14 protein-coding genes and 1 pseudogene are annotated in these 12198 nt (G+C 59.4%); 11 read left to right on the top strand and 4 right to left on the bottom strand.

Annotated features, from left to right (window positions below):
- Positions 1-244, bottom strand: a 244-nt coding sequence (locus CA982_RS25685; RefSeq protein ID WP_065632250.1) for a transposase, incomplete at its 3' end; no start/stop codon positions are given.
- 129 nt (positions 245-373) lie between these two features.
- Between CA982_RS25685 and CA982_RS26620 the strand changes: the two genes are divergently transcribed.
- Positions 374-514, top strand: a complete 141-nt coding sequence (locus CA982_RS26620; protein ID WP_156422439.1) for a hypothetical protein — start codon at positions 374-376, stop codon at positions 512-514.
- A 135-nt stretch (positions 515-649) separates the two neighbouring features.
- On the opposite strand, the gene CA982_RS25680 is transcribed toward CA982_RS26620, so the two are convergent.
- On the bottom strand, positions 650-1126 hold the full coding sequence (locus CA982_RS25680) for a PaaI family thioesterase (RefSeq protein WP_004023289.1): 477 nt from the start codon (positions 1124-1126) through the stop codon (positions 650-652).
- 259 nt (positions 1127-1385) lie between these two features.
- Between CA982_RS25680 and CA982_RS25675 the strand changes: the two genes are divergently transcribed.
- Genes CA982_RS25675 through CA982_RS25630 form a run of 10 tightly spaced genes read left to right on the top strand, consistent with a single transcriptional unit; the run spans position 1386 to position 11495 of the window.
- The gene (locus tag CA982_RS25675; protein ID WP_033206584.1) at positions 1386-2120 is read left to right on the top strand and encodes an MlaE family ABC transporter permease; all 735 of its coding nucleotides are present in this window, start codon (positions 1386-1388) and stop codon (positions 2118-2120) included.
- Between the two features lie 10 nt (positions 2121-2130).
- Positions 2131-2994 (top strand): ABC transporter permease, encoded by an 864-nt coding sequence (locus CA982_RS25670; RefSeq protein ID WP_014928961.1) that lies wholly within the window; start codon positions 2131-2133, stop codon positions 2992-2994.
- 8 nt (positions 2995-3002) lie between these two features.
- Positions 3003-4040, top strand: coding sequence for an MlaD family protein (locus tag CA982_RS25665; RefSeq protein WP_004023292.1), 1038 nt, complete (start codon positions 3003-3005; stop codon positions 4038-4040).
- Positions 4037-5050, top strand: a complete 1014-nt coding sequence (locus CA982_RS25660; protein WP_004023293.1) for an MlaD family protein — start codon at positions 4037-4039, stop codon at positions 5048-5050. The genes CA982_RS25665 and CA982_RS25660 overlap by 4 nt, the downstream gene beginning before the upstream one ends.
- The gene (locus tag CA982_RS25655) at positions 5047-6042 is read left to right on the top strand and encodes an MlaD family protein (protein WP_004023294.1); all 996 of its coding nucleotides are present in this window, start codon (positions 5047-5049) and stop codon (positions 6040-6042) included. Before CA982_RS25660 ends, CA982_RS25655 begins: the two co-directional genes overlap by 4 nt.
- Entirely contained in the window at positions 6036-7097 is a 1062-nt protein-coding gene (locus tag CA982_RS25650; protein ID WP_004023295.1) for an MlaD family protein, read from the top strand. Before CA982_RS25655 ends, CA982_RS25650 begins: the two co-directional genes overlap by 7 nt.
- Complete coding sequence (locus tag CA982_RS25645) at positions 7094-8137, top strand: MlaD family protein (RefSeq protein WP_004023296.1); 1044 nt, start codon at positions 7094-7096, stop codon at positions 8135-8137. The genes CA982_RS25650 and CA982_RS25645 overlap by 4 nt, the downstream gene beginning before the upstream one ends.
- The gene (locus tag CA982_RS25640; RefSeq protein ID WP_004023297.1) at positions 8134-9090 is read left to right on the top strand and encodes an MlaD family protein; all 957 of its coding nucleotides are present in this window, start codon (positions 8134-8136) and stop codon (positions 9088-9090) included. Before CA982_RS25645 ends, CA982_RS25640 begins: the two co-directional genes overlap by 4 nt.
- Before the next feature lie 6 nt (positions 9091-9096).
- Entirely contained in the window at positions 9097-9825 is a 729-nt protein-coding gene (locus CA982_RS25635; protein WP_223258800.1) for a hypothetical protein, read from the top strand.
- Positions 9826-9854: 29 nt separating this feature from the next.
- Complete coding sequence (locus CA982_RS25630; protein WP_014928958.1) at positions 9855-11495, top strand: long-chain fatty acid--CoA ligase; 1641 nt, start codon at positions 9855-9857, stop codon at positions 11493-11495.
- A gap of 119 nt (positions 11496-11614) precedes the next feature.
- On the opposite strand, the pseudogene CA982_RS27020 reads toward CA982_RS25630, so the two are convergent.
- Together CA982_RS27020 and CA982_RS25620 are read right to left on the bottom strand one after the other, a co-directional pair.
- Positions 11615-11905: pseudogene (locus CA982_RS27020) on the bottom strand (integrase core domain-containing protein); the annotation flags it as partial.
- Between the two features lie 4 nt (positions 11906-11909).
- On the bottom strand, positions 11910-12198 hold a 289-nt coding region (locus CA982_RS25620), incomplete at its 5' end, for an IS30 family transposase (RefSeq protein WP_144066130.1).

The following is a 12198-nucleotide window of genomic DNA, read 5'->3' as shown; positions in this document are numbered from 1 at the left end:
GTTCACGGTTCTCCCGCTCCAACGCCGCGATGCGGTCAGCGTCCTCACTCGTGGTGCCCGGGCGGACCCCGCCGTCGATCTCGGCCTGACGAACCCAATTGCGCAACGCCTCGGGATGGACTCCGAGCTGATCGGCGATCCGCTTGATCGCACCTCTCGACGAATCGGGATCTCGTCGCGCTTCACATGCCATCCGGGTGGCCCGGTCCTTGAGTTCCTCACTGTACTTGCGTGGTGCTGCCATGCTCTCCATCCTTCACAGGTTCGAGAGCCTCCGACAGACCCGGGGCGGTTCAACTGTAGCCAGGACGGAAGGAAGAGAGCTGCACATTCGAGGGAGCTCGCCGCCCTCCCCTCCAATCCTGTGAGAACAGTGCTGCCGGTGACCGTTATGGTTCAGCCGCTGTGTACGAGCCTGATGCTGCAGCGCCGCGACTGGTGGGCGGGCAATCCGCTCGGCCTGACCCTCGCGGTCAAGCCGGTCCTTGCGGTGTTGTTTTCCTGTCGCTACTGAACCGGCAGTGGAAGGCCGAGCGTTTGCAGTTCCAGCCCTGTTGACCGTCGCAGCCTGACCGCTGGCGGTGGATCGCCGAACGTGGTCGCGTACCTCGCAGAGTTGGCGGCGCGCAGAACGGAGACGCGTGCGGCGTCAGTCTGACCGCGTGAAGTTGGCGAAGAAGTCATCGATTGTTGATACGTCGGCATAACGTCGAAAGTGAGCAACGTCGACCTTGACGAAAACACCGCTAGAGGTGAAGTACGTTTGCTCATCGAACGATCCGGCGGCCGCGATGTGCAGTAGGCGATCCGACTCGTGGTCAATCCAGGCAGTGAGACGTATGGGAGTGTGCAGCGGGACCGGCCGGCGGTATTCGACGGTCAGGGTGCGGGTCACCGCGGGGGTCCGCGCGATCCACAGGGTGAAACCCATGATGTCGTCGCAGGCGGCCGAGATCGCGCCACCGTGCGCCAACCCGGGCGCGCCGAGGTGTTTCTCGTCGAAGGTGTGATCGGCGTACACCCGCTCGCCGCTCCGGTAGACCTCAAGTTGAAGTCCGTGGGGGTTGCTGCTTCCGCAGCCCATGCACTGGGACGAGTGTGCCGGCAGTCTTGCTTCGGGGGTCATCTCTGATCGTTGTCCTTAACTCAGCCCGCCACCTACGCAACAGGGTGCGGGGGGATCGATGAGGTGTGGGAACCGGTCCCGAACACGGTCTGTGCTCACCACTATAGGTAATACTGCCAGTACCTGATACTGTCCATTACGCACACGCGAATGGAGTGGCGCACACCACGCGCACTAGGGGGGGGAGATGGCCATCACCACCGGCACAGGCGTCAACCGTCTGCTAGACGGCGCTGCCACTTTTGGTAACACCGTCGGCTTGGCTGGTCAGGCCCTGCGGTGGGTAGCAGTAGACATTGCTACAGGACGATTTCCGTTTCGCGAAGCCGTATCGCAGACCTGGTTCGTCATCGTCGTGACAACTCTGCCGGCGATTCTCGTAGCTGTGCCATTCGGTGTCATCGTGTCAGTACAGGTGGGTAGCCTCACTCAGCAAGTTGGGGCCACGTCAATAGCTGGCGCCGCTGGTGGCCTCGGGATTATTCAACAGGGAGCGCCCATCGTTACCGCCCTCCTACTCGGGGGCGCGGCCGGATCAGCGATTGCCTCTGATTTGGGTGCTCGAACGATTCGCGAAGAAATTGCTGCCATGGAGACACTCGGACTCAATCCGATCAGGCGAGTCGTAGCGCCCCGGTTCGTATCTGTGTTGATCACCGCGCCGCTGCTCTGCATGCTAATCGTCTTCACCGGGCTGCTGGCGGGCTACGCCATCAGCGTCGACGTCCAAGGCATCACACCAGGCAGCTACGTCGCCTCGTTCGCTTCGTTCGCATCGATAACAGACATCGTTGTCGCTCTATGCAAATCGCTTGTGTTCGGACTTGTAGTGGTGACGATTGCTTGTCACCGCGGCCTGTCGACGAAAGGCGGCCCTAAAGGCGTCGCAACCTCAGTAAATGCCACCGTAGTACTGGGCGTCGTCGCATGCTTCGTGATCAATGTCTTTATCACGCAATTAACAACCATGTTCGTCCCCCAAACTATTGGATGAGAAACGCCTCGTGACCACCGTTCCCTCCCGGAGGTTCTCCGCCGCCACCCGCCCTGTCGAAGCCGTGATCGCGCCAGTTGTACACGTACCTGAACGCTTGGGGCACGTCGCGACCTTTGTGATCGCCGCGGTCCTCGGCATCCGCCATGTGATCACCACCTACCGACGCCAAACCCTGCTCTACATACAAGAATTCGCCTGGGGTAGAGGTGCAGTCTTGGTCGGTGGTGGAACGGCCATCGTCCTCGCCATCCTCGGCATCGCCGTCGGCGCCTCAATCGGTATCCAGGGTTACGCCTCTCTGGACCTCGTAGGGATGGGTTCACTGACGGGGTTCATCTCTTCCTATGCCAACACCCGAGAGCTTGCGCCAATGATCGCGGCGATCGGGTTCGCAGCACAAGCCGGCTGCCGGTTGACAGCTGAGATCGGCTCGATGCGCATTTCCGAGGAGATCGACGCTCTCGAGGCTATGGCGGTACGTCCTATTCCATTCGTCGTCAGCACTCGCGTAGTTGCGTCGATCACGACCGTGATTCCTTTGTACATCGTCGCGCTTATTCTCGGATTCGGGGCCGCCAAACTCGTCGTCACACAAGTTCACGGCCAATCCGGCGGCACTTACGATTTCTATTTCGACCAGTTCCTCAAACCTCAGGATCTTGCCTTCTCGCTTATCAAAGTTCTTGTATTTGTCATTTCTGTAGTGATTATCCATAGCTATCAGGGCTACTTCGCCACAGGCGGAGCTGAGGGGGTGGGTCGAGCGTCCGGTCGAGCGATCCGCACGAGCCTCATAGTCATCGTCGTGGAGGACATGATCTTGACCCTTCTGATGTGGGGATTCGATTCCGGCGTACGGATTTCAGGGTAGGGGGTTCAGTGGCTGTCTTTCATGATCCGTCCGGACGCGAGCCGTCGCACGGGAACCTGGCCCTTCGGGGGGTCGCCCTATTGATCCTCGGCGCGATAGCTGCCTACTTACTGATAAGTGACGCTAACGGCGACTTCAGCGATCACACGTCGTTGACCATCAACACCGACGCGATAGGCGACGGATTGAAGGGGGGATCGGATGTGAAGTACCTTGGGTTCACCGTGGGGGAGGTCTCGAGCATCGCGGTTCGAGACCGTGGCGCGGCGGTCAAAATCAACCTCACCGGTTCCGGTAACGACCTAGTTCTCCGGCAGGGCATGACGGTGAACTACACCTCGTCAAACGCATTGGGACCAACTGCACTGGAGATCGTAGATCCTGGACAAGGACCACCCATCGGTTCCGGCGGGAGTGTCTACGTGAGCAGGTTGCAATCTGAACAGACCTCGGTGTCAACGCTTGTTCGCAAGATCTCCACGCTGGTCGAGGCACTGGACCAGCCCTCATTTGAAGCGGTAGTGAGGTTCATCGTTGAGGACTCGCAGGCAATGGCTGATAGCGGAAGACTCGTTCTCCAGATTGCGCAACTCACGCGAGATGTCCAGAAACGGCCGGTCGGGGAGGACCTAGGAATTGCGGCTAACCTGTCCACCGGAGTCGCCGACTTCATGACGCCGTTTGTCCCTGGCGTCTTGAAGAACGTCGATATCGCTGACTTTTTCGCCACCCAACAAAACATCGACCGCACGAAGAGTAATCTCGGCGACACGGGAAAGGTTCTTTTCGGTGGGCTCGGCGGCCTGCTCGATAAGAATTACCCAGCCCTGAGTTCGCTGTTAGACGTCGGCCTTGACCTAGCGCGGCCCGTCGCCAGATCCGCCTCGGGGCTAGTTCGCACGGTGTACACGATCCCGCAGATCCTCGATGGCATCGACAAAGCCTTGCCGAAATTCAACGAACGGGTCCAGCTCCAGCTAGCACTGGTGGTCCAGACGTCGCCTGCCCTACAAGGCGCATTGAGAATGGGGGGTGCCACGCGATGACTCTGAGGTCGCTAACACCCACAATCATTAAAATCGTCGCTTTCATCGCTCTCATCGGAGTCCTTTCATATGTCATCATCGCGATTCTGCAGCCGACCAACGAAGGGTCACCCAGTTCGCAGCGTTCCGCGGTGTTTGCCGACGCTTCCGGACTCAAGCCCCGCGACGGGGTACGACTCGCTGGAGTGAAAGTGGGATATGTAACGGCTGTCGATCTCGAGGGCTCAACAGCGATCGTCCGTTTCCAACTGGATGACGGTGTCGCGATTACCCCCGCGACGACTGCCGCTGTGCGTTACCAAAATCTGCTGGGGCAGCGGTATGTGGAACTCATCAATGCCGGACAAGGCGCCGACCAGGACTCGATCACACAGGTGGCACTCGAGAAGACCGTCCCGTCCTTCGACGTATCGACACTATTCAACAGTTTCAAACCAGTATTCGATACATTGAATACTGCGGAAATCAACGAGCTTCAGTCGAACCTTCTACGGGTTGCCCAGGGAGACGGTCGAGGTATCGCACCAGTCATGAAGCAAGTCGCGAACATCACTGATTACGGGAACCAGCGTTCAGAGATCATCACCAATATTGTGACGAGCCTGGGGCAGGTGTCCGACCAGTTGATGGGGCGCTCCGCTGAACTGGTTGAGTTGATAGACAAATTGGGGTCAATCGTCGATGCGTTCAGCCGCGTGAGCGATCGACTGCGGGCCTCGCTGCGAGAGGTCAACCGTTCGATGGCAAAGACTGTACTCGCCGGTGAGCAGATCGAGTCGACCTACGACACCAGCTTCGCGGCTATCTTTCAGAGATTAGTGCGGGAGCCAGGGGATACAGAAGGCCTACTGAATGGTGCCGTTCTCCTGAAGCCGCTCCTGGACGCCCTGGCCGCAACATCCAACGCGACTCCCCCGCCCTCGGCGGCAGGGTGTGCCCGAGGGGTGCTCGACCTACCGAGAACAGTGCAGATCGCCCTGATGGGTCAACGACTGGTGGTGTGCCAGTGACCCGTTTCTTCGGCAAGCGTCCGCATCACCGCCCGCAGCGTCGGCGGGACCTCATCCTGGCGGGGGTCGTAACGATGGTCACGGTGGCCGGTCTCGTCGCCGCCGGAGCTGTGTATATCTCGCCGCCCGGACAAACTATCTACAGCGCGGAGTTAGTCAATACCGGCGGATTGGAAGCTGGCGACCAGGTACGTATCGCCGGGATCAGGAAAGGCAAGGTAGCGTCGGTCGACCTGACCGGAACGTTCATCACCGTGCGGTTCCGGCTGGATGACTCGATTGCCGTTCGGTCGGACGCGACGGCGAACGTCCGTCTCCTCACCCCTATCGGTGGACGTGTATTGGACCTCGACCCAGGTTCAGGCCCGTCGGCCATTGACGGCGCGATCCCACTGGTGCAGACAGGCAGCACCTATGATATTTCCAGCACCCTGGAGACATCTACACCGGTGTTCCGTGACGTGCGTGGTGTTGATCTACGGCGCACGGCGGCGTTGCTACAGGATGCCTTTTCCGACGGAAACACCAATATCCCTGATGCCCTGCAAAACGCGAGCAGCCTGATGGACTTGCTGGAGCGTCAGTACGCACAACTCGACAAGACGGTGGCTTTGTCCGACGAGTATGTCGCTGCCCTCGCAAACCGCAAGCAGGTACTCGTGGACTTCCTACGCCAGCTCAGCTTCCTTGCCCGCACCCTTGGACCAGACATCGCCAACGTCCAGAGCGGGTTCGATTATCTACGTCGTCTTTTTAAGTTGCTGACCCGGCCGCTTGTCGCGTACCGCGACGGTATAGAACCATCGGTACAGCAGTTTAAGATCCTTCTAAACAAGGTGTCGGCCCAGATGCCCGCCTACCAAGACGCGCTGGCCCAGGTCGATCAGATCACCAGAAGACTGAGCATTCTCCTCAATGCTCCGCAGGTCGGACCTGCGAGTCCTGAACCGACCGTCCGCGTCTGTATCCCGATTGGTGATAACAAATGTTGACGGAGCGGATGCGTCGGCATCTGATCCCGATCGCCACCATTGTCACACTGGCAGTAGTGATCGGCGGCGTCGGAATCGACTATGCGACAGCCGACGACGACACGCGATCACTATGTGCGGAGTTTTCTGACGCATCAGGTCTGTACGAAGGCAATTCCGTCGCGATGCTCGGCAAGAAGGTGGGCAGGGTCGTAGGCATTCACGAGGAGGGACAGAAAGGTGTGCGTGTCGATATGCGGATCGACAAGACCGTGCCGCTTCCCGCAGATGTGGGTGCGACCCTGGTGTCCACCTCGATTGTCACCGAAAGACAAATCGAGTTCACCCATCCCTATCGTGGCGGAGAATATTACAAGTCGGCTGAGTGTATCCCACTGGAAAAGACCAGGACTCCACTGGGGATTAGTCAAACGCTCGACGCGATCAGCACTCTTTCAGACGAACTCGTCAAGGACGACGGACGTAACACGGATGCGATTCTTCAGGCACTTACACTCGTCTCGAAAAACATGGAAGGGACCCAGGGTGATATATCCGGCATTCTCCAGGACTCGGCCACGCTAATCAACGATCCGACCCGGCGTGATAGCCAGATACGCAGGATTGTAGCCAATCTCGCCACCTTAACCGGTGTTGCCACCGAAAACAGTACTGAGGTGACCCAGCTATTCGACAACTTCGTAGGCGCAATTGAGGTGATTGTTGCTTTCGGTCAAACATTCGGCGCCGCAACAGAGTACGCAGGCACCTTCGTCCCTATCCTGTCGCGCCTATCGTCTGACTTCGGGCCACCTATTTTCTCACTTGGAGATGCTGCGGTTCCCCTCCTCTCGCAAGCGGGCAAGCAAGAAAACATACTTGCGTCCGTCGCCGCTCGAACAGCTGACCTCATCGTTGAGCATCCAGATGCGAAGTCGATCCTGCGGGCATTCGCAATATCTGTACCACTGCAGGCCCTCAAGAACGCGTGCGCTCCTCCTTCCGTCAAGGACGTTTGCGCGACGGGTAACGAAGCGGCGACGATCGCCAACTTGATCGGAGGGCAACCTCGATGATGATCTACGGCTACCTTCGTCGTGTCACGGCCGCGATCGTGACGCTGTTCGTAGCGACTATCGCCCTCGCCGCCTGCAGCATCAGTGCTGACAACCCGCCGACCATCGGTGGATCATCCGCCCGAGACGGCTACGACATCGAGATCGAGTTCACGAGTGCTCTGAACTTGCCTGCCCGTGCCAAAGTCCTCTCTCGAGGGATTGACGTCGGTGCCGTCACCAGCGTCGCTTACGACGGAGGCCACGCGCTGGTTGCTGCCCGAATTGATAAAGACGCCCAGCTGCCGGAAGATTCGCGCGCGGAACTCCGCCAAGACACTCTCCTGGGCGAGATTTATGTGGCCATCCTTCCCCCTGCACAGCAGTCCACCCAAGGCTTGCTGCGCGCGGGATCGGTAATACCTCTCTCACGCACCGAACCGGCTGCCAACGTCGAGGACGTGATGCGGGGTATGGCTAACGTATTGGGCGGGGGTGAACTCGATAAAATCCATACCGCGATATCGACGCTGAACTCGACTTTTCCGAGTGACCCCGCCCAGTTCGATGCGCTCTACCGCACGACCTTGCGCACCGTGTCTGAGGTGTCTGCCAACACCGACAAACTCGACGTAATCCTGCAGTCAGCCGATCGCACACTCAAAGTGATCCTGGCCGACCCGTCAGGTACAGACCGAATGTTGACCAAGGGGGGAGTGAACTTTTATGGTCTGGGCTACTCGCTAATTGACGTAGCGCTACTCATCGCTAATCTGCGCGACTTCGCGGTATCCGCAGGCCGTATCGTCGACCCTGAGTATTCCCGCATCAAGGAAACGGTGGGCGCGATCGCGCCAGTGGTCGCGTCCATCGCGTACTCGGACATCTACTCCAAGGATGTTTCCGACAAGGCGGCTCGTGTAATACGCGAAAGGCTCATCCCATTCGTCAGCTCGCCAGATATCAACGTCTCCGATGTGTCTATCGATGGCCGAGAACTGGCGCGGCGTGATGCCGAGTCGTTCATAACCGTCTTGCGAGCGATCGGAATGATGCCATGATCCGCAGCACCCTCGTATCGCTGGTTGCCCTTGTCCTCGTTCTCCTCGTCGGAGCGACATACTTGATCATCGACGTGGCACGGGTAAACCCGTTCCGCACCGACTACGCGATCTCGGCCATACTCGAGAGCTCGGGCGGCCTTCTAGACACATCACCGGTAATGTTAGAGGGGGTGCCGGTGGGAAAAGTGACATCTATTCGCGTCACAGGTAATCAGCTCGCCGTCGACATGTCCATCGACTCCGACTATAAGATTCCTCGCGGCAGTGTCATGACGATTCAGAACCTCTCGGTCGCGGGAGAACAATACATCAATTTCATCCCACCGGGCACAACCACCAGTGAGTACTTGCGTAGTGGGGACCTAGTGCCCGCCGGCGCCATCCGCGTGTCGCAATCCGTTCCCCAGGTGCTCCCGAAAATGTCGGCAGTGGCGGACGCGCTCGATCCAGCATCGATTCAGTCCATCAACGAAACGATCTCGGCGGCAGTCGACGGCCGGCAAAAGGACCTCGACACGATCGGAGACATGATGCACCGCCTCGTGGACTTCGTCGGTGACGACGGTGCCGTCCGTACCACTGCGGACAATGCCGAGTTCCTCCTGGGCCTTATGTCGAACGTGGGCGGTGTGCTCAGCACCGCGTCGGTCCGGACCCCGGATGCCGTCGACGGTTTGGCGAGGATCCAACGTGCGTTCATCGTTTTCACTTCTACGTCCTACGACAAATGGCCACCGATCCTGAAGCTAGTGGAAAAGCTCAGCGGCTACATCCAGATACTCCAGCCCGATATTGTCGCCATTACCCGCGCGGTGAAGCCGGCGACGGCGAAAGTCGCAGACACATACATCGACTTCGGATCGATCGGTGATCTTCTGGCTCGAACATTCCCAGCGTCACATCGGGGGCAGGCGCAGATTCCGATCGCCGTCACGCCATCACCTCGCTGACGCCCGATGGATACCTCCTACACCAGCATTCACAGAAGGCAGCAAATGACGGCACAAGACAACGGACCAGAATCCAAGGACAGCAGCGCTGAGGATAAGCTGACTGCGGCTTCCGACAAAGCAGATCGCAGCGACGCCACTGGTGCTACAGAATCTGCGACGTCCCAAGACGGTCCCGCCCCGGACGAGGCAAGCCCCCCGACGTCCGATGCCAGGCACCGATGGAGATCAGCACGCGTCCAGGCGGTGGCCGCCGGCGCTTTCGTGGTGGCACTCGCGGTGCTGGCCGGCCTCTTTGCTTACCTCTACATTGACATGAGGGAAGCAAAGACGTCCGCGGAGAACGCTGCCACACAACGAGCGCAGGCAGCGCAGGCAGCATCGGACTACACCACAAAGTCGCTCACCTACAGCTACCAAAACACCGGCGCATTCTTTACCGAAGTGAAAGAGAATGCCAGCGATGCGTTGGTCAAGCGATACGACGATGTCGAACCCACCCTGACCCAAATCATGGAACAGGCCAAGGTCCAAGCGTCGGGACGCGTACTGGCGACCAGTGTCACCGGCAGCGCCAGCGAGAACCGGGGGGAATACACGGTGCTGGTCTTCGCCACCCAGAAGACCCAGAATGTTCAGAACCCTCAGCCGAGCGAACTCCCCACACTGTTGAAAGTAGTCGTGCTGAAGACCGAGAACGGCTGGCAGATCCAGGATTACGGACCTGCCGAATGATCCAGCGTCCGCCGCGAAAGGAGAATTTGATGAAAAGCACCATGCAGGAGGTGCCGATGACAGTGTCATCGATACTGCGTCACGTCGCAACCAATCATACTGATAGGCAGGTGATTACTTATTCCGCGAGCGACTCTGCCCGGTACGCAACCTACGGCGATCTCGAAGAGCGATGCGCACGTCTGGCGAATGCTCTGCGCCGGGTCGGCGTGGTCGGCGACGACCGCGTGGCAACCATGCTGTGGAACAACCAGGAGCACCTCGAAGCGTACGCTGCGGTACCCGCGATGGGCGCGGTGCTGCATACGCTGAACATCCGGTTGTCACCGGCTCAGCTGCAGTTCATCGCGAACCACGCCGAAGACAAGGTCATCATTGTGGACGGGTCGCTGGTGCCGTTGTTGGCGGCGGTCTTACCGGGCTTGGCGACGGTTCGGGTTGTGTTCGTTACCGGCGACGGCGACACCTCCCCGCTCGACGGCCACGGCGTGACCGTGATGCGATACCATGACGCGCTCGCAGCAGAATCACCAATGTTCTCTTGGGTCGATCCCGACGAGCGGTCGGCTGCGGGTATGTGTTACACGAGCGGCACTACAGGCGATCCCAAGGGGGTCGTCTACAGTCATCGCTCGGTGTTTCTGCACTCCATTGCAGCGTGTACTGGTAACGCTCTGGCGATCGCAGAAGCCGATCGTGTACTTCCCGTCGTGCCGATGTTTCATGCCAGCGCCTGGGGTCTGCCCTACGCGTCGCTGATGGCCGGCGCGGACTTGCTCATGCCTGATCGATACCTTCAAGCGGCGCCGCTCGCCGACTTGATCCAACAGCATCGCCCCACGAAGGCAGGAGCAGTACCGACAATCTGGAACGATCTTCTTCAGTACGGTATCGCGAATCCGGGTGTCGACTTGTCATCAATCGACCTTGTCGCCTGTGGTGGAGCTCCTGTCCCGCAGTCGTTGATCGAAGGGTTTGCGGACCGCTTCGGCGTACAGATTATCCAGGCGTGGGGCATGACTGAGACGTCCCCGCTTGCAGCGGTAAGTCGGCCTCCCGCCGGGATCAGCCCCACAAAGGAAATGTCGTACCGCAAGCGACAGGGACGGGCAATTTGCGGGGTGGAGATGCGCCTCATCGACGAGGGCGGCCTGCCGGTTCCCCGTGACGACAAGTCCGTCGGCGAACTCGAAGTGCGGGGTCCGTGGGTCACAGGCAGCTACTACCGGCTCGAGGACGCCGAGAGGTTTCGGGATGGCTGGTTGCGGACCGGAGACGTGGGACACATCAGCCCGGACGGGTACCTGACGCTGACCGACAGGTCCAAGGACGTCATCAAGTCAGGGGGCGAATGGATCTCGTCAGTGGAGCTCGAGAACTGGATCATGTCGCACCCAGATGTCGCCGAGGCCGCGGTTGTCGCGATGCCCGACCCCCGGTGGCAGGAAACAGCTCTCGCCGTGGTGGTTCCGGTACCGGGTCGCAAGGTGTCGGCTGACACGCTTCACGAGTGGTGCCTAAGAAATTGCCCGGAGGAGATCCCACACTGGTGGATCCCGAAGAACTGGACGTTCGTGGAGCAGGTACCGCGTACGAGCGTGGGCAAGTTCGATAAGAAGGTGTTACGCGCGAAGCATGAGCAGGGCGAGCTGCCGGTTGTATCGAATTAGCGCCGCTATAGGGCGCAAGTGTGCCCACCGAACGTCGTCAGCGTTCGGTGGGCACACTTCTATAGAAGCAATGCATTTGCCGATGGGGACTGCTGCACGGATAGGTGACAGTTTGGGTGTCATGCCGCGGCAGCGGCGGTGTTGATCATTGCTTCGAACTCGACAGGCGTCAACCGACCGAGGCGGGCTTGCCGGCGCCGGCGGCGGTAGGTCCGTTCGATCCAGGTGACGATCGCGATCCGAAGCTGCTCGCGGGTGTCCCAGCGTTGGCGGTCGAGCACGTTGCGTTGCAGGAGTGCGAAGAAACTCTCCATCGCTGCGTTGTCCCCGCACGCTCCGACTTTGCCCATCGACCCCGTGAGTCCATGAGTGTTCAAGGCGTGTACGAATTTTCGCGATCGGAATTGGGCGCGTTCAATCGGTCGATGCAACACTGGGTTGTTGTAGCGAGTGTAGTTGTTCGCCAAAGACTTCGGCGGGAGTTTTCCATCCAAGGACTTTTCTAGGACGGTTGTTGAGGGTGTAGGCGATGGCCTCGAGGTCCTCAGCTGACCACCGCGACAGATCAGTTCCCTTAGGAAAATATTGGCGCAGAACACCATTGGTGTTCTCGTTGGATGGTCGCTGCCACGGTGAGTGCGGATCGGCGAAGAACACCTGCGTTCCGGTGTCCATCGCGAACTGGGCGTGAGCGGACCAGTTC

Origin of the sequence: Gordonia lacunae (assembly GCF_002149015.1) — a bacterium.
GTDB classification, from domain to species: Bacteria; Actinomycetota; Actinomycetes; order Mycobacteriales; family Mycobacteriaceae; genus Gordonia; species Gordonia lacunae.
The sequence above is the reverse complement of the archived record's forward strand: the minus strand, read 5'-3'. Positions and strand labels throughout refer to the sequence as shown.